Below are 24,242 nucleotides of genomic sequence, written 5' to 3' on the forward strand. Positions count from 1 at the left end.
TTTTATTTGTTCTATGCAGTTTTCTTCACTATAAGCCTCTCAGCCTTAAACCCGATCAATTTAAGGCTAATTGTTTTAATAAAACAGCAACATTTATAGGTTTATTTAAACAAGTTTCTGCGCCAATTTCTTTTAGTTTTTCAACATCTTTTTGGCTAGTATTTCCAGAAATCGTAATCACTCTAATATGATTTTGAAGTGGGTTTCCCTTTACAGCTTGGCATACTTGAAAGCCATCAAGACCTGGCATTTTAAGATCTAACAACAGTATATTTGGAGTAAAATCGTGAAGTTTGTTCGCCGCATCAAAACCATCTAAACTGATTTCAACTTCAACATTTTTAATCTCTATTTTGAGCAACTCCTTGAGAAATTGAGCAAAATGAATATCATCATCTACAATCAACACTTTAGGGTTTTCATTAGTACTCGTATTAAGTTGTATATTTTTTTGGGTGGCGAATTCTTTAATATCATCAAGTTTAAAGCGACGATGGCCCCCTGCAGTGACTCTTGCTTTTAAACTCCCACTTTCTGCCCACAAACGAACCGCAGCAGTAGAAACCATAAGCAATTCAGCGACCTCTTTAGGTGTTAAATAGCTTTTTACTGACTTTTTCAATGACATTTAGATGACTTACTTGATAATTGATGAGTAATAATTATTCGCTAACATATAAGAACCGATTAACCTTTTAAATAATTTATCATTCTTTATTTGATTAAATTTGATCCACATCAAACGAGTTTGATGTTTGTTGCGTTTTTTGCGAATTTCATTGTTTTTATGGTTCTATTACGTAAACTTTACTTTCATAAATAACTTGCAGAATTCACAGAAGGCTCTAATGAGACTTGTAGATATATCGTTTAATAAGAAAATCTTTATTTTATTATTTTTCCCCCTATTGGGTTTTCTAGGAATAGGCTTGAACGCCATTGTCTCTTCCCTTGCGACAAATAATGAAATGGAACAATTGAGCAAATACACAGAACTTTCTTCTGTATATAGTGAGCTCGTTCATGAGCTACAAAAAGAGAGAGGAATGACCGCAGGTTTCCTTGCTTCAAAAGGAGTGAAATTTGCTTATAAATTACCAAGTCAAAGACAAAACACCTCCAGTATTGCGGCGAAACGATTAGATTACTGGCAAAATAATCAATTTGATAATAGGCAGGTTCAACAATTAAATGACAATATTAATCAGCGTATAAATATGCTCGATCAAATTAGAAGTAATGTTGATGATTTATCAATCCCTATTTCGGATGCATTAGCCTTCTATACCAAAACCAATGAATTACTGTTGAGTGTTTCAACTATCATTTCTACAATTTCTACTGATGCCGAAATAACAAAAGAAACGGTGGCCTATTATAATTTCCTTCAAGGTAAAGAAAGAGCTGGTATTGAGAGAGCGGTGTTAACAGGTACTTTTGCTTCAGGTAAGTTTAATCCAGGTGTGTACCAAAAATTCATTCGCTTTCTTTCTGAACAAAACACGTACTTTTATAGCTTTAATGCCTTCGCAAGTAACGAAAATAAAAGCTATTTTAGTCAAAAACAAAATACTCCTTCAATTAAAGAAGTGAAGAAGCTAAGAAAAATAGCGATAGATAATGCTACATCAGAAAAACTTAATGTAGACGCTACTTTTTGGTTCGAGCAATCAACTAAAAGAATTGGCGTATTAAAGGATATTGAAGATAAATTAACTAGTTCGTTATTAAAACTCACCAAAGAAACTCAAGGGAACGCATTCAACTCATTAATATATTACGTAATATCTTCACTTGCTATTCTGTTATTAGTTGCCATTTTTAGTTTCTATATTATGAAAGAGCTGCATAACCAAGTGGCAGATCTTACTTGTGTCATGTCAAAAGTTAGCGATGAAAATGATTTAACTGCCAGAGCAAAATTTACCGGTAAGAGCGAGTTAGGGGTTATTTCTACAGCATTAAATTTAACGCTTGAAAAGTTTGCTGGTGCCATGAGTGAGATTTCGACTTCAAGTACAATGCTGGCAGCCGCAGCAGAAGAAACATCACAAACATGTGAGCATAACTCACGTTCTTTAGTTGAGCAACAAGATGAAATTACGCTTATTGCTACCGCGATAGAGGAATTATCAGCAACGGTTAAAGAAGTTGCAGGAAATACTCAACTAGCGGCTGATTCAGCGAAAGAAGCGGATGAACAAGCACAAGGTGGCGCGGGTGTTGTACAAGAGTCTTACCTGTCCATTGAACTCCTTGCTGAAGAAATAAATAATTTGGCGTTAAGAATAACAAGCCTTCACGAAAGTAGTAACAATATCACTAGTGTGGTTGATGTGATTAAATCAGTAGCAGAACAAACTAATTTACTCGCCTTAAATGCCGCAATTGAAGCAGCAAGAGCCGGTGAACAAGGGCGTGGATTTGCAGTTGTTGCTGATGAAGTTAGAACTTTAGCACAAAGAACTCAACAATCGACCAGTGAAATTGAAGGGTTTATTTCGGCGCTACAATCAGATGCTAATTCAGCATATAGTGTTATAGAAAAGAGTCAGAAGATGGCAGTGAGTGCGGTAGAAAACTCTAAAAATGTTGAACAAACATTAGGCGCTATTACCCATTCAGTCAGTACCATTTTTGCGATGACTGAACAAGTTGCTGTAGCTGTAGAAGAGCAAGCAATGGTTACTCAAGATGTGGCTAAAAATGTTGTGACTATTGAACATAAGTCAATGGAATCAGCTACAGGCTCAACTCAAATTACCACTACAGCAAAAGAACAAGCGATATTAGCAGTCACATTACAAGATATATCTACTATATTCAAAATTTCTTAATGTCTTTGGCTTTATAGATAAATGTTGAAAGTTATTAATTTTTAATAACTTTCACATAAATTAAATCGATATCATACTCATTGTTTAAGACTTAAAAATTAGCAAGTATTAAACAATGAGTATGAAAGCCTGGTAATAAAGCACTAGGTTCTCTTCTCTTTTACCAGTCAGCCCTCCTATACAAAAATACTTTTGTTGAATGTTTTAATATACTCATAAGATAAATCTAACTGGGATAAACATACAATGAGAAATCAGCCACCAAGTCTTTGTTAAAATTGTCTTTTTTGAATATATTTTCATTCAATGCTACGCTTAACCCATTGACGGTATTATCCGTAGAGAAAGTTAGCTATTCAAATAAGCAAATAGGCAAATAGGCAAATAGGCAAGACATGGACAATCCAGCATTATTAACTGATTTTTTAACTACCGTGACTGATATCAGTTATTAAATGTTAGTTGCTCAAGAAATTATTGGTCGTAAACTTATTATTTAACCTAATAAAGTATTTTTTAGTTTTATTTACCCTCTTTGATCATTATTCTATAGGAAGTGTCTGATGACATATGAACAAGTTGTAAATTTTTTAAACATTTCTGTCGCTTCAATTGCAGAGCAACCTATTACTATCGGGGATATTTTGTTAGTCCCCACATTGTTGATTATTGGTTTCTTATTGACAAAATGGTTAGTAAAATTAATTACTCAACGCCTAACGACCAAAAATACAGATCCTAATATTATTCATTTACTGCAACGAGTATTCTATGTTGTGGCAATAACGATCATTGTGATTACAACGTTAGACGTTATCAATGTGCCCATCACTGCTTTTGCATTCTTATCGGGGGCTATTGCTATTGGTTTTGGTTTTGGTTTTGGTGCTCAAAACATTATCAATAACTTTATTAGTGGTTGGATATTAATGTGGGAACGCCCTATTCGCATAGGTGACTTTCTCGAAGTCGAAGATGCTAAGGGAATCGTTGAACAAATTAACACACGATCTACGCGAATAAAGCGTGTCGATGGCGTACATTTATTGATCCCAAATAGTAAGTTACTTGAAAATACTGTAATTAACTGGACCCTGGTCAATAGCTTAATGAGAACAACAGTAAGAGTTGGGGTAGCATATGGCACGTCAGCCAAAAAAGTGTCTGAACTCATTTTGCAAGCGACAACAGAGCAATCAAATATATTAACTGATCCAAAACCTTTGGTTACTTTTGAAGATTTTGGTGATAACGCCTTAATATTTGAAGTAAACTTTTGGATGAATTCCAATGTTGAAGGCGGTTTGAGAGTGATGAGAAGTAACATTCGTTTCCGTTTAGATGAGTTATTTGAAGAGCATAATATTGTTGTTGCCTTCCCACAGAGAGATGTACATCTTGATGGTTCAATTACTATAGTAAACAAAGATTAATCTTGGAAGTAAGGTGTTATTTATAGCTAACTGCAAAATCAAGTAACTGTTTTGCCGGTATAGGTTTACTAAAATAGTACCCTTGTACTAAGTCACACCCCAACTCTTCTAGTAAAGTAAGTTGTTCCTTAGTTTCAACACCTTCAGCAACCACTGTAAGCCCTAAACTATGTGCCATTGCTATAATGGTATTAACTAGTTCACAATCGGCCTTGTTGAGCGGTATACCACTAATAAAACTCTGATCTATTTTCAGTACATCAAAAGCATATTGTCTTAAATAACTTAAGGATGAATACCCTGTACCAAAATCATCCATTGATAATTTTATACCTAGTTCACTAATTTCAACCAAGGCATCATGAATATGGGATTGGCCACTCATTAAGACACCTTCAGTAATTTCAAGCTCTAAATATTCTGCATTCACATTGCTCTCACTCAGGGAATCTTTGATAAAGCCAAGTAACTCTTTATCTCTGAATTGGCGTGGAGACAAATTAACTGCCATGGTGAATTTTTGCTGATGAGCATTTTGCCATTCATTTAAAAAACTTAGTGCTTGTTTAATAACAAACCGTCCAATAGGTATAATTAAACCCGTGTGTTCCGCAATGGGAATAAACTCATCAGGCGTTACATTACCTAGGGCAGAATTATACCAACGCAATAAAGCTTCCACCCCTGTAATCTTTTGTTTTTTAACATCAAATTGAGGTTGATAATATAATACAAATTCATTTCGCTCCAAGGCCCCATGCATTTGCTCTTCAATTTCAAAACGGCGGAGCATCATGGTGTTCATTTTTTTAGAAAAAAACGAATAGGTATTCCGTCCTAAGTCTTTTGCTTGATACATAGCAGTATCTGCATTTCGCAACAAATCAGAAGAACAACGACCATTTTCAGGGGAAATGGCAACACCAATACTCAACGTCAGTATTAATTCTCTGCCATCTATTATAAAAGGCTCTCTAAAACTTTTAAGTAAATTTTCTGTAATAACTAACGCATCATGATGTTCAGTTACACCGCGTAATAGCACAATAAACTCATCACCACCTAAGCGACCTACAGTATCTCCTTCTCGTAATACTTGTTTTAATCTATAAGCTGATTGTATTAGTACTTTATCTCCTACCTCATGACCCAATGAATCATTAATTTTCTTAAAGTCATCTAAATCAAGAAAGAGCACTGCGATTTTTTCATTATTTCTTTCCGCTTCAGTCAGCATTTGTGATAAACGGTCAAGTGCTAAGAAACGATTGGGCAATGAAGTTAATGTATCAAAATAAGCCTGATGCCTTATTATTTCGGCAGACTTATATTGTTCACTAACGTCTCGAATGATAAGTACTATCTGATTATACTTAGGTAAATAACTCATTCTTGCCTCAAAATGCACCACTCCATGAGGCATAATTAGCTCATACTCAAAAGTTATCATCCCTTCTTTATTTAATATTTTATCAACATGGGCTTGAAATTTACTGACGACCTTTTGAGGTAATATATCTGTCATACGTTTACCAATAAACTGGTGTGGCGCAACGTAGAGGTTCTTTTGGTCACCCGTATGATAATCAACAATAGTTCCATCTACCTCCATCAAGAAAAACAAATCAGGTATTGCATCAAAGATGGTCTCAAGCATATGCTCTTTAAATAGTACTTGAGATTGGGCATGCTTAACATCAGCTAAATTGACATCAATACAATACATTTGCTTTTTATTATATTGATTAGTAAACAGCGCATGGCTTGAAAAAACATTTACATCATTACCATTTTTATGACATAACGTAATTTCTGAAGCAGGGATTTCAATGCCTTTATTGAGCCAATCACTGTGCGCACCAATCACTATTTCACGCATAGGCTTAGGGATGATTAAATCTTCCAGTTTTTGCCCTAATGCTTCTTTTTGGGTGTAACCATAAAGCAATTCACTACCTACATTCCAATATATCACCCGACGCTGTTCATCATATCCCTGTACAGAAACAATATTTACTGCATCAAACAATTGGTGAAGTGAATCATTAAGAACATATTGATGAGTCTGTCCATTTTCAACATTGCTCGATTTCATATTAAGCTAAATCCAAGAATTCCTTTACTTTTATAATAGACTTACATAATCAATTTGACACACAAAACTTGAACAAACTTTGACCTACTTCAAAATATTACAGTAAATAGACTACTTAAATGACACATGTGTGGGAGTTATAACAATGCCAATGTAACCAAATTCATCAACTTTTAGCCAGCAGCTGAGCTAAAGAGTAACAATAACTAATGTCTTCAATCAGTAGCTCTTTTATATATTAAATTCCAGACAAAATTAAGAAGGCAACGCATTGATTAATTTAAATGGAGACTGCAGAAAAGATGCTCCTTCAAACGTAATAATACCAATGCCTTGCTTCTAGCCCTTTAATTATCGCTGTGTGGGAAATAACGTAATGGACTGGGTATAAGTCATCTTTTATTTAGGTAAAATGATTAAAGGTACGTTCGGCTTATGCTTGGCCTTGCAAGACAGGGAAGCTAATTGAATATTTAGGGGCTGAAATAGAAGGTGCTTTGTCTATTTAGCAAAGCACTGAAACTTAGTTTTATGACTATGACGTCGAATAATTGAGCTACATACGCCGTCCAATTATTCGAAGTAAAATAAAGCTAACGCTTTAAATATTGATTAAAATCGATATCACTACACCCGAGTACTACTTTCACTCGATTAGATGCACCTAGCTTCTTAAGAATGGATGAAACATGTGATTTAACCGTTGTTTCTGAAATATGTAAATTAAAGGCAATTTGTTTGTTAGCTTCACCTTTAGTTAAGTGTTGTAACACAATCAATTCACGCCGCGTCAGTAAAGAAATGTTTTCAGGTGAGGCTTGAAATTCGTTTCTAGTGACCGTTGAGTCATTTTGAGAGCGCATGATATCCGATGGTAAATATACATTGCCCTGAAAAATACTATCTAGTGCATCGCCAATAACATCTTTTGAAGAGGATTTGGCGATAAAACCAACAGCCCCATAAGAGAGGGTTTGTAAAATTTTCTGTTTTTCTTGTTCTGCTGAAACAATAACAACAGGCGTTGTTGGGCATTGATTACGTAGATCTAACAAACCACTTAGGTTTGACATACCTGGCATATTCAAGTCTAACAGTATTAAGTCAATTTCATCATTATCTTTAACGAAAGCGAGCGTCGATTCAACATCTTCGGTTTCATAAGTGGTAGAACCGGGGTACTTTATGCCAATAATATTTACAATGGCATCTCTAAACAGCGGATGATCGTCTGCGACTAAAATTTTATACATAAGGCTAACTACCATGCGATTAAGTAAACTATTTAAACTTAACATGTTACGAGTATTTAGTTAACCCTACGTTAGTTGTAGGTAACTCATCTTTTAGTGTAACACTTACTCAATATCAGCTGAATAAATACCCAAGCAATTTGCAGATACGTGTTTCTAATTATAGCTGAAACCTGCTTCATTATATCGCTTGGGTATAAATTAATACTCACTACCCTCCCCCTTTTTAAGCTAACGAGGAAGCAGTGCTGACTGCGCGTTAGAAGGTTACCACTGCGCCAATTGAGAAGGTGTTATTATCTTCTGCTACCAAAGAGTTAGTTGCATCAACTTCTGTATTATTATATTCAAATACAGCAGTTACACCGGGAACAATTGTTCTAAAATATGCAACACCGGTATTACTATGTACAGCGTCCCCAACAATACCAACAACTTCAACATTACCAGAATTTGTTGTTTCAGACTCACCGTAAGTTAATACAAAACGGTTATCATCCATTGTGTATGCCGCTTGTACTAGGTAACCATCAGATTCAATAGTATCAACCCCAACAATATGATCTAAACCTGCAACATGACCTAAACCTTTTGAGCTATAACCAGAAGCGGTTAAAGATAACCCTGAAAACATAACGTTAACACCGTAGCCAATACCTGATTGGTTTTGTTCAATATCATTTATTTCACTTGTTTGCGCTACACCACTAACCCAGGCTTTCATTGAACTATTTTCATTAAAACTTGTGTTGTACATTAATTCAGCTTCAAAACGCGGTAATTCCTCAGATGAGTCACCCGCCGTTTTATTAGGATCCATAATACCAACAGCTAATTTAAAGCCACTCATATCAGGCGTTCTATAAGTAATTTGTGCTTTTGGCATTGGATAAGTGTAACCCGTAGCAATGTTACCAAAAGACACATTACCGCCATCGACTAAACCAAAAAAGTCAGACGTTTGACCAAAACCAAGTAAGAGTTCATCGCCTAGGATATTGGCACGGTTATATAGACCAAAATCTTTACCAAGTAATACTTCACCCCAGCTTCCACCTACAGTCGCATAAAATTGACGAACATCAATTAATGATCCCGTACCTAAATCAGCAGGCGATGCATCACGATTATTATCGCTATCACTAAGAGAAACCCAAAATGAAGAGCGCATTCCAATTTTCACATCTGATAATTGCTTAGCGAAGTTAAAACCAATATTACTCGGAAGGAAGCCTGTACGGACACGCGATTGAGTGCGGTCTTCTTCAAGGCCTGCAGCATTAGTTGAGTCAATTGAACTATTAGAATAAAAGACATTAACTAGGCCATCAGCACTAAATGTCATACCATCTTTTTCGTAAATTTCAACTGCTGCATTTGCGTTAAATGCTGCCATAGTCAATGTTGCTGTGATTAAGCTTAATTTAAATAGTTTAGTCATTTTCATGCTTCCTGTTTTATCGTTATTATTTAGTACAACCATAATAAAACCCTCGCAATAAAATAGAATGAGTCGACCTACCCAAATACCTTGTTACTTAGTCGCATACAAAAGGCTTACTACTTTAGTGGGATCAGGGATGAGAAATGAGTAATTGTTTATACTTTTAGAATTAAAGGGACTAATTAGGGGGGAAATTATTAAACACTTAGCGAGAGCTAAAACGCTAATAAGTAAAAAATATGAAATACAAAGACGACTTTATTTAATTGAGTTGTCAGGGTTTTTAAATATAAACAATAGTAGGCAGAAGTAATAACTGGGTGACAGCATTTACCGGACTCATTGTTGACTCTTTTCAATAATACTTGTTATTGCCTACAGCAAATCAATGTCGTAATTTTTCCCAAGTTAATCAATGCGTCCAGCAAGTAACTGAGGATATGTTACCAGAAGTTGTGCTTGCCATTCTAGTTCAGCCACACCCGATTCTTTACGTGGTCTAGGTAAATCAACAATGCTCTGATGCACTATGGTGCTAGGAGAGTCACTCATAAAAATAATGCGATCCGCTAAATAAATGGCTTCTTGCAAATCATGTGTGACAAAAATGACGGTAGTGCCTCTTTGTGCGCACAAATCAATTAACAGTTGTCGTAATCGAGCTGCCGTTGGCGCATCAAGCGAATTAAAAGGCTCATCTAATAACAACAGCTGCGGGTTTATAGCAAAAGCACGAGCAATACTCACCCGTAGTTGCATGCCACCAGAAAGTTGACTGGGAAAGTATTCCCCTTCATTTTCTAATCCCACTTGCGCTAATAAACCATCAATTTTATGAAACTGGTCCGGTTGTAATATCAGCTCAATATTCTCTCGAACTGTAAGCCATGGCATTAACCTTGGCTGTTGAAAAATATAACCAAGTTGATGTAATTCTTTATTGTTAGCAATACCCTCTTGATAAGCACTTTGATTATAAGAAAGGTGTTGTCCTTCGCAACTTTCAAGGCCACTAATCATATTTAGCAAAGTCGATTTTCCACAGCCCGATGGACCAATGATGGCAACAAACTCACCCGGTTTCACAGTAAAATCCAGTTGCGCTAAAACCGCTTGTTCGCTATTGGCGTAATACTTATCTTTAATAGCTACCTTTAATTCAATCAAAGCGGGTTCCTCTAGCAACGAGTTTATCAAAGGGTTTAAAAATCAGTGTTTCGATCAGTAAAATAATTACCACAAAAGCAAAGGTATAGGCAAGAATTCCGGCAATATCAAAAAATTGAAATAGCGTATTAAGTGCAAAACCTACGCCGTCACTTCGGCCTAACAATTCAACCACTAACACTATTTTCCAAATCAAAGATAAGCCAGAACGGGCAGCAGCAATAATGAAGGGGTATAGTTGCGGTAAAAACACAGCAAAGAAGGTTTTACTTGGCGATAATTTGTATATTTTAGCCACCGCTAATAAGTCTTTATCGACCGTTCGTGCACCTTCTCTGATCATCACCACTACCGTAGGAATTTTATTAATAACAACGGCTGCAATGGCTGCTGACTCAACTAAACCAAACCAGATATAACTAAGTAAAATAGTTACCAAGGCAGGAATATTAAGCATGATAATGAGCAGCGAGTCGGTTAACTTATTCACCCAGGCATTAACACCCATCACTATCCCAATGATGCCGCCTAACAGCATCGCAATGACAAAGCTCAACAGTACACGCCTAAGAGTGATCAAAATATTAGTAACCATCTCACCTTCATTGAAGTGAAACTGCAAACTTTTGATCACAGCAAACAGTGAAGGGAAATCTGGACTGGCAATTAACCATGCCATGCCCTGCCACAACGCAGAAATTGCGATAATAACGCCGAGTCTCACCAATAAAAATGAAAATAGTTCCTTTGGAAGTCTCATAGTAAAAACGCCTTTATTTAAAGGATTGTTTTCTGTACCGCCCTTTGATGCGCCAAAGTTTTTGAATAAAAAGAGCTTCATTGAACAGACTTGGTATTATTGGCGTTTTCCAAGGTATTTTTCTGCCAAAAAGTCCCCTTACTTAACGCGGTAGCTTTACCAACTAAAGCGCTGCCCCCCTGCTCTGCCAATATTTCAAAAACCCGCTGACTTGCCGTTATTTCTTTGCTACCAAATTCACGCAATAAACCTGCGCGGTAGTCTTGTTTCAATAGGGTGAACACTGCTGCATTTTCGGCTTTGATTAAGGGACGAATACGTTGCCATTCCTTATCAGATGAAAATAATAGTTGTTTGGCTTCAAGTGATGCTTGCAAGAATCTTGTTAGCGCTTTGGGGTGTTCATTGGCCCATGTTTGTTCAAAGACCCAACCTAACAAAGGTATTTTTCCTTCGATGCCTAATTCAGTCAGCATTTGAGGAACGGTCACTAATGGCTTAAAACCTGCCGCTTTTAATCTCGCGCCATAGTGCCAAAAGTTAATTGCTGCATCTAAATCACCGCGCAGCATTAGTCGATTTAATAGTGGTGGTACCGCAAAGGTAGGTTCAGTTTCATTTTTTAAATCAAGCCCATATTTTTTTTGACTGTAGGCTTGCAATAACAGCCAACTTTTATCTACAGATCCACCGGCAATACCAATTCTTTTTCCTTTAAGATCGGCTAAAGTTTCAATTGATGAGTTAGCCGAAACATAAAGTCCTCCGGTCGCCATTGAGGTAGGAAACATGGTATACATTCTATGGTCAAAACGCTGACGATTCACCCAAAGCCAATCGCTGAGAATAATATCAACCGCATGACTTTGTAATGCTACCGTAGACGCATTTTTACTGGCTAATGACGTTACTTTTAGATCGAATTGATATTTTTTATCTAACTGGTGATGTTTAATCACATCAATTTCCCAGTTAACCGTGCCGTATTTTAAAACACCAACGCGTACTTCAGGTTCAGCAACTACATAAAAAGAAAAGAAAAAACATAATACTATGCTAACAAACCACTTATTCATACTTATTCCTACTCTTATGTTTTAGCCATAATCTTAATTGAAAAATAAAAATTAAAAGTTAACATTAACGCCAACATGCATGGCGCGCGGTTGACCACCAAAGAAGCGGTATGAGCCAAAAGCATAATCAGCACGACTCGCATATTTTTCATCTGTTAGGTTTTCAATACGGGCAAACAAATTCACATGACTATTTATGTTAATAGCACCGCGAAGTTGCCACAGATCATGTCCTTCATACTCATGTTCATTCGCTGGATCTAGGAAGTAATCACCCATATGTAACCATTCTAGTTCAAGGCTAGTATTTGTTGTTGGCAACCAGCGCAATCGTGTATTAGCAAGATGTTCTGGTGCTGTGTCAATCTGATTACCTTTGACAACACCACTGCTTGGACGGTCGAATTCATATTCATGCTGGCCATAACTGTAATTAATCGCCAGATTTATGCTATCGCTAAGATCATAATTTATTCCTAGCTCAACTCCTTGGTGTGACGTTTTACCATCCGTTACATTTAAGCCCTGTGCATCACGAAAGAAAACGTTATTTTTAGTCATAGTATAAATAACCGCTTCGTAATGAAGTTTGTCCCTTACACCACGCAAACCTAGCTCGGTACTATTAATTTCTTCTGAGTCAATCTCTCCTACCACTTGCTGTTTTTGCAAACGATATAAGTCTGTCGTTTGTGGCGCCCTAAATCCTTGAGACCATGCACCAAATAACGCGGTATCGCCCGCTAATTGATAATTAAAACCAATCTTGGTACTAGTATTATTAAACTGATCATCACTGTCACCCGGGCGAAGATATAAACAAGGTACAGCGTCACCTGAATTGTTAACACAACTACTGCCATCTGCTTTAGTGGTGCCATCAGCAACTAAGTTATTGTAACGATACTCGGTGGCATCAAAGCGGAAACTGCCGGTGAATTTTAAAGCCTCATTCACCTGCCAGTCTCCTTGAACATAGGGCGCTATCGTTGATGCATCAACGTCGTAATCATAGTGTGTTCCTTGTTGTCGTGCCTTGCCAAAGCTAAAGGTGTCTGGCTTTTGTTGCGTTTGGGTTAGCTCTCCTTCAGTCCATTCAGCATCAATACCCATCACTAAAGCGATGCTAGCATCTATTTGCCAATAATAATTACTGGCTAGCCCAACACTATAATGACTATTTTCTTCTATCGCTTTAGATGGTAAATAATGTTGGCGAAACTCCATTTGATTGACCCGAAAGTAAGGGGTAATACTGATATGAGTATCAGCACTTAATGTACGTTGCCAATTCGTCGCAATACGTAATGATGACCACTTACGATAGGCATCATCATCACAATTTTTTTCCATTGCATTACGATCTTGGTATAAATTTCCGTCAGTATAATCAGAGCTATAACAATCACTACCGTTGTCACCAGAAGAAATAAAGCCAGCGGTTTCTTGGTCAAGTACAAAGCCTGAAATCAGTGTGCTAATTTTATCAGCGCCCTGCTCGTAATCATGTCGACCATTGACTTTAAATGAGGTAAAGCCACTATCATCTCGATAACCGCCATCTTCAATTGCTTGAAAATTACCGCTGAGACCATGCTCGCCCATTTCACGACCTAAAGTGCCTTGAAGTTGATAGCTTTGATTGGGGCCAAAAAGCAATGATACTTCCCCTTCATCACTAGGCGCTTTAGTTAATACGTTAATGACGCCATGTACGGCATTAGAACCATAAACAGCACTCGCTGGTCCTCTGATCACTTCTATTTCACTTGCTTGTGCTAGGTTGAGTTCCGACAAGCCATTATTATTAGCAAAACCTGCGGATCGGGTGGCAATGCCATCTTCAAGAAACAAAAAAGCGCCCGCGGCTCCAGGGCCTGTTAACACAGGGGAACGTAATGAAGGCAGTGACTCCATACCATTATTAGTTTGAATATGAACACCGGTAGCACGATTAAGAATATCACTTGGATGAACCGCGCTCACCCTCTCGATATCTTCGGTTGAGATGCGATCGATATTTCCCGCTAAACTCAGCAAGTCAGACGCTAATCGACTGCCGGTAACGACAATAATTTCAGTATTGGTTGAATTGCTTTGAGCAATTTTTTTATCATCATCGGCAAGCGCTAGCCCAGTAAAGCTAGTTAGGGATAAGGCTAAATAAGGAAGAAAGGCAGAATAAGATTGCTGGTACATCGATTTGCTCTTATATGAGACAAAATACATACCTTAATCCTATTCTGACTACTGCAACAATGCTTTCCTCCTTTAGTATGACTAAGCTCGTCTTTTAGTGAGTAAAGCCTTAGAGCCATCACCAAACTAGCCAATTTAGAATTGATAGTTAACACTTACGCTAATAGATCGTGGTCTTGAAGGACCGACAAAATATTCAGTAAATTCTGTATCAGGATATAGCTCACCTAATACTTCATCCGCTTCACCGTAAGTACCAAAGGTATCAAAGTGGCGATCAAAAAGGTTATCAACTTTAGCAGACAATCGTAGTTGCTCATTGATTTGATAATTGAGATAAATATTGGTAACCGCATAAGCTGATATTTTTTTGTTTTCATTGGCTTCATCACCGCGATAATACGATGAAGAGGCATATAAAAACTCTGTCCCAACATTTATCTCATCATTAAATTGCCAATTAGCATGGAGCTTAAACTGATGTTTAGGTTGACCGGGGATCTCGTCTCCTGGATTGACTTCTCTATTAGGTCCCAATGGATTAACAGGACTAAAAGAAACAAAGGGGGATTCAAACGTTGCTTTTAATAAATTATAGCTAACACCAAAATCAACATCACCCAGCTGCTTCGAAAAGGCAAGCTCTACGCCTTGACGTTGCGTTTTATCCAGATTGATAAAGTAACCTTCATTGGATTTCTCACCCGCCTGTTGAAAGATAATATCTTGATAACTCAAGGTTGAAAATACCGTCGCCACTGCTGAAAAATTGGTAATATCGTAATGTAAAGATACTTCCGTTGTTTTTGCAACCACCTGCTCAAGTGGTGGATCGGCAACAAAAGCATTGGGTAATTTGCAGGGGTCTTCTTCATCCGCACAACTCAATTCAGCAGGGCTTGGTGTGCGAGAAGATTCACTGTAACTTAATTTAACCGCGTATTGTTGGTTAAGCTGGTAGTTAACAGAAATCGCAGGGTTAAAGCGATGAAAAACGTGCTCACCGTTAAGTGACCCTTTACCACTCTCAATTTGATCTTTCATACTCACATCGGCGTAATTATATCGACCAGCGAGATTAAGGGTAAAATCCTCCGCTAGCGTAATAGCATTTAAAAAATAAAGGTAATGCTGTTTAGTTTTCACCTTCAAACTTACACGGGAGTCGGTATCATATAAGCCAATACCAGTGACTGAACGATCATCGTTGATACTGTCATTATGAAGTATTGCAAACTCGGTATTACTGGTGAAACTAATTTGGGCTTGGTCGGCACCTAAGCCAAAAATGAATTCATTATCAAAAGAGAAAAGAGAGTCAGAAGCGTCAAAATGGCTTAATCGAACCCATTGCAGCGCAGCGCCATAACTTTCACTATCAGTGAAGCCGGTATTAAAAGTGCCATCAACCTCATCTGCATCAATATCGCTAAGCTCACTTAACCAGACATCCTCATCATAACCAACAAAGTGAACTCGCTCTAAAGAGTCATCTTCACCCTCTTCGCACAAGCTATAAAGCGTACCAGACTCGCACTCTTCATAATCGCTGTCATCACCATTTATGTTATTAATTTCGTTTTGGCGATAATAAATATTTGCCTGCCATGACGTTTGCTCATTGATAACATTATCAGTCTTAATACTAAACTGCTGAAAACTCGTCTCAGTTTTATCAGGCTGTGTATAGATAGCATTTCTACCCGCTAATTCAGCAAGCTGTTCAGGTATAGCGCCATTGCCAAGCATTTCGTTATTATTAGCGGAGAAAGTAAAGTCGATTGTACGAACGTCACTGGCATAAGAGAGCGTTGCAAGCATCTGCTGCAATTCACTTTCAGAATGATCTCGCCAGCCATCTTCTTGATAATTATTAGCGACAAAATAATAGCCCCAATTCCCCTGATTACCGCCTGATTGCACAGTGAATTGCTGCTGCCCAAAGCTACCAAATCGAGCCTCAAGTTCATTTTGAGTATAGCTAAAGCCATTCTTGGTCTGTAGTGCTAGCGCACCACCTAAGGTATTTTGACCGAATGCTGGATTAGATCCAGAGTAAAGGGCTACGGTATCGAGTGCCGCAAGCGGAATGAGGTCCCAATTAACCGTATCACCAAACGGCTCATTGAATCGTACTCCATTTAAATAAACAGATATCCCCTGTGGTAACCCTAATAATGGTGAAGCGGTGAAACCTCTATATTGCACATCAGGCTGAAATGGATTATTTTGCACGTCATTGATATGCAAACTTACTAGCTGATTCTTCATATGTTCAGCTAAAGAGATGGCTTGTGATTGAGACAACGCTTGCGCATTAATAGTCTGAACACTACCAAAAGCACTGTATTCACTAACTGTGCTAGTCGACAGTGGCGTTTGGCCATAAACACTGATTTTCTCAACATCATCCATACCTTGCCCGCATACGGGTAAGGTAATTAAAAAACCAACACAGGCTAAAATACGCTTTTTCATAAACATCCCTGAGATCATACCTTAGGTCATAATTAACGCTGATGATGCTGCACTCTTCGTTAAAAATCAATCAGGATGAAGTCAGTTACAAAGCAACAGCAACACAATAAAGCCTTACATTACAATTAGATAGCAAATATAGATTTAATGGTTATCATGCTAAAGTATGATGGATTTACTCCCCAATGTTTATACTTTTAACATTGCAGAACATGAAAGTGATGAGCCGTTTAATTTTCGCCTGAGGCTAGTTAACGTTCATCACGATTTCACTGCTAACCTATCAATAATGCTGTATTGAAAACATATTGCTATCGCGGACTCTGCCCTATTCGCCTCCACAACCACCACAACATACGCCATCTTCGCCATGAACTTTTTTATTCTCTCCCTCCTCATTTGAGTTGTTTTTTACAGCACTTTCAAGTTCGTTTGATTGTGCTGATACGTCATCGTTAGTTTGCTCTTTGTTAGTTTTGAAAATATTAAACATGATGTTTTCCTATTGTTTTAATGAACGGTTGAGTAAATTATTCTGTTGGGTTTTTATTTGATTTGAAAAGATTAGCACTGCGACTATCTGATCTGCGTTTATAATATCTGCCAGTAATCAATGACTAATTCAACATTTCCTCCAGCGTGTGTTCAACTCCCATACGTTGATGCACTAACGGACTCGTCGTTGTGTATAACGTGGGAATGCGATCTTTTTCTAATACAGTTTCAGCAATCGAAAAGGCGGCTAATGCAGCCTCATGAAAACCGCTCAGAATGAGTTTTCTTTTACCAGGGTAATAATTAATATCTCCCACAGCATAAATGCCAGTTACGGATGTTTGAAATGATTGCGTATCGACTTTTATTTGATGTTGATGCATTTCAAGTTGCCAATTATCTATTGGTCCAAGTTTGGGCGACATCCCAAAAAGAACGACCAGCTCATCAAGTGCGACTCTGCGGTTAACGCCATCTTTTGAAGTAATCGTCAGTCCCGTTAGGTTATTTTCTTTTTCTTGAAAATTGCTCACTTGCCCACATAAAAACTGCATTTTTAGTTGATCACATAACTCATACATCTTATTAACGCTGTTTTTTGCTGCTTTAAAATTAGTACTTCGATGAATAAGAAGCACACTTTTAGCTGTTTTTTGCAGCGTTAAACTCCAATCCAAAGCAGAATCACCACCGCCTAGTACAACCACATTTTTATCTCTGAAATGTTCTACATTACTAATGCGGTAAAACAGCTGTTTATCTTCAAATTTTTCGATTAACGGCAGTTTTAATTTAACAGGTGAAAAAGCTCCATTACCCGCCGCAATAATGACTGCGCGACAATGTATTTTTGTCTGTTTATGAGTAGTGACGATGAAAGAATCATCTGAAACTTTTTCAATATGTTCAACCCGTTCAGCCAATAAAAAAGTAGGGTCAAAAATTGCGGCCTGTTGCCAAAGGTTATCTACAACGTCACTTGCTTTTGCGTTAGGCAATGCAGGAATATCGTATATAGGTTTATCTGGGTATAGTTCGCTGCATTGGCCACCTATTTCTGGCAAACTGTCGATTACAATCGTATTTAACCCTTGTAAGCCAAGCTCGAATATCTGAAATAAACCAACGGGGCCTGCACCGATAATAGCAACATCTGTAGTTAGGGTTTTCATAAGTACCTCCTTGGTACAGTTAGCATATTCTCAGTATTGCCGCAGCAACGTGAAGAATTCGTATTTTTTCAATAATAAACATGTGGGTTATTTCATTGTACGTCTTCGCTTTTATCAAGTTCATTACCACAATGTTGAGTCCACCCATGTAATAGATACTGCAGAAGACATGCCATAAAAATAAAGTGTTCTAAATCATAAGTATAAATAAAAAAACAAATGTAAAGCCAAATAAACGTGTCCATATAACTCATGTAAATGAGTCACTATGACATCGTTCTTGCATTCTTTTTTCAATAAAAAACACATAAAGAAAGTAGACACCTTGATGCTTTATGAGAATACAATTAATCGGCCTTGGCGTTATATTGTTCTAGAAAATATAACTTGATTATTAATCGGTTCAATATAAGCATCAAATACCATGGCAATATTGCGCAGCAACAATTGACCAGCTTGTGTAACAACAATGTTTTCAATACCTAGGGTAATGAGCTTATCTTCAACCATAGGGAGTAACTCGGTTACTTCATCAGCAAAGTAGTCAAAAAAATTGATGTTATATTGCTCATTAATATCATCTATAGACACACGATTTTGGCACATTAATGCCTGAATAATATCGCGACGAATACAGTCATCTTTATTTAAACGATACCCTCTATTCACTGCCAAGCCGCAATGATCAATGCCTTTAAAATACTCTTCTTCTGTCGCCATATTTTGAATAAAACAATCATTTACTTGACCAATTGATGTCATACCAAAACCAAGAAGATCACTATCAGCATGTGTTGAATACCCTTGAAAATTCCGCTGTAATGTACCGTTTTGTTTTGCCTGTGTCAGTTCGTCATCAGGTAAGGCAAAATGATCCATACCAATATATACATAGCCAGCTTTTTGTAGGTAATTAACAGTCATTTCAAAAATAGCGAGTTTGGTTGACGCATCGGGTAAATCATCAGCATTTAAGGTCCGCTGCGATCTAACTTTGTTCGGTATATGTGCATAGCTGTAGATAGATAATCGATCGGGTCTTTTTTGCATGACCAAATCAAGCGTTCTTTTAAAGCTCTCAACGCTCTGACATGGCAGACCATAGATAAGATCAACACTGACAGATTTATAACCCACAGCTCTAGCCGCGTCGATTACATCAAAAGTCTGCTCTACAGACTGAATGCGATTAACCGCTTTTTGTACTTTAGGATCAAAATCTTGAACACCTAAGCTGATACGATTAAAACCAAGGCTATGTAATAAAGGAATAGTACTGGCTCTAACGGCTCGGGGATCAATTTCAATCGAAAACTCCCTGTCTTCAATAGGTGCCAAGGTAAAGTTTTTACGAATATGTTCAAACATTTCTTCGAATTGCTCATCACTGAGAAAAGTTGGTGTTCCACCGCCAAAATGCAGTTGCTCAACAACACGATTAGGGCTGATCAATTCCGCCTGATGGTGCAACTCTTTATAGACTCTTTCCAAGTATGGAATTGATCTTTCCGGCTTTTTCGTAATAATTTTTGCACAAGCACAATAGAAACAAAGTGAATTACAAAAAGGAATATGAAAATACAAAGACAATGATTTGTTACTTTGGTTACTCTTATCTAGTTCTTCAATATAGATGTCATTATCAACTTCACGGTTAAATTGAACCGCCGTTGGATAAGAAGTGTATCTAGGACCCTGCCTATCGTATTTTCGGATCATTTCTGTATCAAAATTTATAACAGAACTCATAAAGGCTCACTTATCATTAGAAAACCTCCATATAGCAAATATAACACCAACAATTTAATTATTTGAAAATAAAGGAGTTTTAAAGTTTCAGTTAATGAAGATCAAAAAACGATGTTAATTTAACACTACTATTTCGTGTACAAGTGATAACAATTATTAGGCTTACAAAGAATAACTTTCAAAGTCACATTGGTTAATAAGTATGAACAGTTAATAACGAATCGTACTGTTGAATAAGAAAAATAAAGCAGTATTAAGATACATACAAAAAGACACATGAAAGATGTCATTATTACATCAAAATAAATCCAACAAATAAAAAAAACTCATAAAAACAATTAGATATAAAATGGCACATTGGTTGCTATTACTTAAACTGAATTGAATTGCTATAACATTAATCTAAGGAAAATTATGAAAAAATTACTTTTGAGTTCACTCACTCTTGCACTAGTAACATTGTCTTTTAACAGCTTCGCTGGAGATATTACGGCCGGTAAAGCCAAAGCTGGTATGTGTGCAGGCTGTCATGGTTCAAATGGTAAAGCTATGATCCCCACTTACCCAAACCTTGCAGGACAGAACCAGCAATACTTGGTAAGTGCTTTAAAAGCTTATAAATCTAAGAAAAGAAATGGTGGTCAAGCCGTTGTGATGCAAGGGATGGCAGGAGCATTATCAGAGGTTGATATTGATAACCTTGCAGCTTATTTTGCCAGTATAAAGTAAGTAATCTCGAATAAAAAATAAAGCCAATAATCATTATTGGCTTCTATTTTATATTAGCAATAAATCAGGTTAATCCAAGGCGCTTTGCTTGACGATATAAGTTTCCTCTATCGAGTTGTAGTTGACGGGCAGCTTTTGCCCACACATGGTCATTGTCTTCCATTGCTTGAGTGATCAATTGACGTTGAAAGTCGGTTACTATTTCGTTAAATGATTTATTTTCAGTAGAAATTAGCGGAGCAATACTGCCAATTTCATCCGTACTATCAGCAACAAAGTCCAAACCTAAATGCTTAAGTTCTATAACAGCTACTTTTCCTTCTGCGCTTGCGGCAGCCCTTAATGCTGCACGCATAAGCACATGTTGTAACTCTCTTACATTGCCAGGCCAATCGTATTGCATTAGTTGATGCATAGCCGTTTTACTCACTCTGACATTGTTGGTGCCAATTTTTCCTTTAATATTATTTAAGATAAAGCCACTCAACTGTGGAATATCATCAATTCGTTCACGCAAAGGCGGTACATTAAGCGGAAATACACTTAATCTGTGATAAAGGTCTTCTCTGAATCGTCCTTGCGCAACTTCTTTGGATAAATCTCGATTAGTGGCAGCAATAATTCGGACATCAACATAGAAATTTTTGTCCGCCCCAACCCGCTGAATTTCTCCTTCTTGAATCGCTCTTAATAATTTTGCCTGAAGATTTAAAGACAACTCACCTATTTCGTCTAAGAATAACGTGCCGTGATTTGCGAGCTCAAATTTTCCCATGCGATCCTTATTGGCACCGGTAAACGACCCTTTTACATGACCGAACAATTCACTCTCGGCAATATTTTCTGACAAAGCCGCACAATTTATTTGCACGATAGCTTCTTCACTTCGACGTGATTGAGCATGAACAGTGCGCGCGACTACCTCTTTACCCACGCCAGTTTCTCCAGTAATTAATACCGAAAGCTCTGAATTCGCGACCACTTTGATCTCATTTTTCAACTCAAGCATTTTCGGGCTTTCACCAACAAAATCGTCACCTTTGGCTTTATGAGCGTCTTTCACTAATTCATTAGTTAAGCACAATGCTTTCTCATTTCTTTTTTCTAACACAGCGATACAGTTAGCATTACGTATCGTTGCAGCTGCAAGCGCAGCTAACGTCGCAACGGTAATATCATCGATATTACTAAATGCACCCACTTGCAACGCATCCAGAGTGAGAACGCCAACAAGATTCTCCTCAACATATAAACAGCACCCCATACAGTCGTGTACATCAAGCACACGTCTGGGGTCTATCGATAGCAGGCCATCATAAGGGTCTGGGTAACTTGAGTCTGCATCAAAACGAATGGGTTTACGCGAAGATAATATAGCTTTTAATCTTGGGTGTTCTTCAGGAGAAAAGCGCATTCCAAGTACTTCTGGTGACAAACCGTCAACCGCGACAGGAACCAAATAATCATCTTGTAATACAAGTAAGGCTACCGCATCACAAGGCATCACTTCATTAACTGCCAGCATTAAACGCTGATAATGGGCTTTTTTAGGTAAACTTAGACTCAGATCTAAAGCTATTTTTAATAATGTTTTTTCAAGCACAAGCAATATTCCAACGTGGGAAAAAGAATAAATTATTAGTAATTCAGTGATTATAGCGTGTTTAACTATATATAATGATAGCCAATACTAAAGGAATTAAAATGGTGTAACTTAACAAAAGCCAGCGCCATTTAGCTTGTGCTCTATTTAACTCCATAAAAATATCGACGATCTGCTGACCTTTTATCACCACTGACAGGGTAACTAATATCGCAACTACATTTGTCTGAATATTTGATTGCGCCAATAAAGTACTTACCAGTGTTAGTAATATCAGAATAATTACTGAAAAGTGCACATTATTAAGTAAACGACTCATAATTTCTCCTAGTGAATGATGTAAATAAGAAAGAAAACAATAATCCAAACGAGATCGACCATATGCCAATAGGAAGCCCCTGCTTCAAAACCATTACAATCCGTTGGAATGTAAGACTCTTTTCGTGCTTTTAGTCCCATATAAGCCAAAATAATCATACCCAATAAGACATGCATAAAATGAAAACCAGTAATGAAAAAGTAAAGGGTATAGAAGGTGTTAGTTGATATATCGTAACCAAGCTCAAGCAAAGTTGTATATTCGTTCAGCTTTAATGCCAAATATACGGTAGCACTAAACATAGCGAGCATCAGTCTTCGACTTGCCGCAACATTATTACCTTTTCTCACTGCCTCAACGGCTAACGCAACAAAATAACTGCTAATAATTAAAGCCAATGTGCAAAATAGTCCGGTGGAAGCACTAAGTGTGGCTCTGCCCTCGATAAACATTTCAGTCTGTATCCGCTGCGTAACTGCAAAAGCAATAAAAAAAATCGCAAAAACAGTAAGCTCCATAACAATGAAAATCCACATTGCTAGATCACCAGGTAATTTTTTCTCGGAAACCTTATTAGTTGCAGGTACATTGTTAATTTCATCAAAAAGTAGAATATTAGTCATTTAATTTCCTTTGCTTTAACTTGAGTTGAGCTTGAGTTGAGCTTGATACTTTCACTGAAAATTTAATACTCTCCAAAAAACGAAACTTTACTATTCGTTAGTTTCAATCGGTATAGCTCTAAGTCCTACTATTTTTACTTTATCGCCCACTTGAAAAGTATAATTTGGCGAGCGAATTAACACTTCTTCATCATTTTCTTGCTTCACTACGTAAGAGTTACCGCTTGTACCTGACAATTCTTGCACGCCACCACCTGCCCAAGCACCAACTAACCCACCTGCGATAGCACCTACGGGTCCGCCTAAAACCCCACCAATTAAAACGGAACTCCAACCCCCAATAACTTGACCGACACTATTATCAGGTATGCTTTGCACAACTTCATCAGCATTTGAGTAACTACTTACTAGCAACATTGCGATAAGAAGCATTGATTTTATTGTTTTCATATAAGTATCCTATAACTTAAGTTTTTGTTTAATATTTCCTATATAGCAAAAACAAAGCCAACAAAATAAACACCTATATATCAATAGGATAAAAAAACATTTTGTACTCACCAACTAAGGCGATGTCAAAACAACATCAATAAATCGTGATGTAGGCATCAAATACACATCAAAAATATCGAGTTGTTAATTGCACAACCTGACGTAAATAGAGAGTGGCTCGAAAATCTACGAGTCGCTGATCTGACAAAGCCTTCACAATAATGATTCCCCCCCTCTTCGAGTACTGTGATTGCACGTCATGCTATCAACTTTAGGTAAAGCATCTTTTTATACTAAAAAGATTGACCTTCCTATCGT

19 protein-coding genes are annotated in these 24,242 nt (G+C 37.3%); 3 read left to right on the forward strand and 16 right to left on the reverse strand.

The window, feature by feature from the left end:
- Positions 1 to 55: 55 nt before the first annotated feature.
- Complete coding sequence (locus ESZ36_RS01970; RefSeq protein ID WP_146782786.1) at positions 56 to 628, reverse strand: response regulator; 573 nt, start codon at positions 626 to 628, stop codon at positions 56 to 58.
- A 220-nt stretch (positions 629 to 848) separates the two neighbouring features.
- Between ESZ36_RS01970 and ESZ36_RS01975 the strand changes: the two genes are divergently transcribed.
- Complete coding sequence (locus ESZ36_RS01975) at positions 849 to 2,837, forward strand: methyl-accepting chemotaxis protein (protein ID WP_146782789.1); 1,989 nt, start codon at positions 849 to 851, stop codon at positions 2,835 to 2,837.
- Between the two features lie 563 nt (positions 2,838 to 3,400).
- Positions 3,401 to 4,270: a mechanosensitive ion channel family protein gene (locus ESZ36_RS01980; protein WP_146782791.1), complete on the forward strand. Its 870-nt coding sequence runs from the start codon at positions 3,401 to 3,403 to the stop codon at positions 4,268 to 4,270.
- 16 nt (positions 4,271 to 4,286) lie between these two features.
- Here ESZ36_RS01980 and ESZ36_RS01985 read toward each other — a convergent pair whose 3' ends face one another.
- The 11 genes from ESZ36_RS01985 to hemN form a co-directional block, all read right to left on the reverse strand.
- A complete protein-coding gene (locus ESZ36_RS01985; protein WP_146782794.1) occupies positions 4,287 to 6,365 on the reverse strand; it encodes a sensor domain-containing protein in 2,079 nt (692 codons plus the stop codon).
- 593 nt (positions 6,366 to 6,958) lie between these two features.
- Entirely contained in the window at positions 6,959 to 7,618 is a 660-nt protein-coding gene (locus tag ESZ36_RS01990) for a response regulator transcription factor (RefSeq protein WP_146782796.1), read from the reverse strand.
- A gap of 259 nt (positions 7,619 to 7,877) precedes the next feature.
- Positions 7,878 to 9,059 carry a porin gene (locus ESZ36_RS01995; RefSeq protein WP_146782799.1) on the reverse strand — a complete coding sequence of 394 codons (1,182 nt, stop codon included), beginning with the start codon at positions 9,057 to 9,059 and terminating at the stop codon, positions 7,878 to 7,880.
- Positions 9,060 to 9,470: 411 nt separating this feature from the next.
- Positions 9,471 to 10,229 carry an ABC transporter ATP-binding protein gene (locus tag ESZ36_RS02000; protein WP_146782802.1) on the reverse strand — a complete coding sequence of 253 codons (759 nt, stop codon included), beginning with the start codon at positions 10,227 to 10,229 and terminating at the stop codon, positions 9,471 to 9,473.
- Entirely contained in the window at positions 10,222 to 10,989 is a 768-nt protein-coding gene (locus tag ESZ36_RS02005) for an ABC transporter permease (RefSeq protein WP_146782805.1), read from the reverse strand. Before ESZ36_RS02005 ends, ESZ36_RS02000 begins: the two co-directional genes overlap by 8 nt.
- Positions 10,990 to 11,066: 77 nt before the next feature.
- Complete coding sequence (locus tag ESZ36_RS02010) at positions 11,067 to 12,065, reverse strand: ABC transporter substrate-binding protein (RefSeq protein ID WP_146782808.1); 999 nt, start codon at positions 12,063 to 12,065, stop codon at positions 11,067 to 11,069.
- Positions 12,066 to 12,116: 51 nt separating this feature from the next.
- Positions 12,117 to 14,264, reverse strand: a complete 2,148-nt coding sequence (locus tag ESZ36_RS02015; RefSeq protein WP_246128950.1) for a TonB-dependent receptor — start codon at positions 14,262 to 14,264, stop codon at positions 12,117 to 12,119.
- A gap of 135 nt (positions 14,265 to 14,399) precedes the next feature.
- Positions 14,400 to 16,742: a TonB-dependent receptor gene (locus ESZ36_RS02020; protein WP_146782814.1), complete on the reverse strand. Its 2,343-nt coding sequence runs from the start codon at positions 16,740 to 16,742 to the stop codon at positions 14,400 to 14,402.
- Positions 16,743 to 17,070: 328 nt separating this feature from the next.
- Positions 17,071 to 17,235 (reverse strand): CCGSCS motif protein, encoded by a 165-nt coding sequence (locus tag ESZ36_RS02025; RefSeq protein WP_146782817.1) that lies wholly within the window; start codon positions 17,233 to 17,235, stop codon positions 17,071 to 17,073.
- 124 nt (positions 17,236 to 17,359) lie between these two features.
- Positions 17,360 to 18,409 (reverse strand): NAD(P)/FAD-dependent oxidoreductase, encoded by a 1,050-nt coding sequence (locus tag ESZ36_RS02030; RefSeq protein ID WP_146782819.1) that lies wholly within the window; start codon positions 18,407 to 18,409, stop codon positions 17,360 to 17,362.
- Positions 18,410 to 18,772: 363 nt separating this feature from the next.
- Positions 18,773 to 20,158 (reverse strand): oxygen-independent coproporphyrinogen III oxidase, encoded by a 1,386-nt coding sequence (gene hemN, locus ESZ36_RS02035; RefSeq protein ID WP_146782822.1) that lies wholly within the window; start codon positions 20,156 to 20,158, stop codon positions 18,773 to 18,775.
- 414 nt (positions 20,159 to 20,572) lie between these two features.
- Here hemN and ESZ36_RS02040 point away from each other — a divergent pair, with 414 nt between their 5' ends.
- Positions 20,573 to 20,887: a c-type cytochrome gene (locus ESZ36_RS02040; protein WP_146782825.1), complete on the forward strand. Its 315-nt coding sequence runs from the start codon at positions 20,573 to 20,575 to the stop codon at positions 20,885 to 20,887.
- Positions 20,888 to 20,951: 64 nt separating this feature from the next.
- Here the strand turns inward: ESZ36_RS02040 and norR are convergent, their stop codons facing one another.
- The 4 genes from norR to ESZ36_RS02060 form a co-directional block, all read right to left on the reverse strand.
- The gene (norR, locus tag ESZ36_RS02045; protein ID WP_146782828.1) at positions 20,952 to 22,490 is read right to left on the reverse strand and encodes a nitric oxide reductase transcriptional regulator NorR; all 1,539 of its coding nucleotides are present in this window, start codon (positions 22,488 to 22,490) and stop codon (positions 20,952 to 20,954) included.
- Positions 22,491 to 22,551: 61 nt separating this feature from the next.
- A complete protein-coding gene (locus ESZ36_RS02050; RefSeq protein ID WP_146782831.1) occupies positions 22,552 to 22,809 on the reverse strand; it encodes a cytochrome C oxidase subunit IV family protein in 258 nt (85 codons plus the stop codon).
- Between the two features lie 8 nt (positions 22,810 to 22,817).
- Positions 22,818 to 23,432, reverse strand: a complete 615-nt coding sequence (locus tag ESZ36_RS02055; RefSeq protein WP_146782834.1) for a cytochrome c oxidase subunit 3 family protein — start codon at positions 23,430 to 23,432, stop codon at positions 22,818 to 22,820.
- A gap of 90 nt (positions 23,433 to 23,522) precedes the next feature.
- Positions 23,523 to 23,882, reverse strand: a complete 360-nt coding sequence (locus tag ESZ36_RS02060) for a hypothetical protein (RefSeq protein WP_146782836.1) — start codon at positions 23,880 to 23,882, stop codon at positions 23,523 to 23,525.
- Positions 23,883 to 24,242: the final 360 nt, after the last annotated feature.

Source organism: Colwellia demingiae, assembly GCF_007954275.1.
GTDB lineage: Bacteria > Pseudomonadota > Gammaproteobacteria > Enterobacterales > Alteromonadaceae > Colwellia > Colwellia demingiae.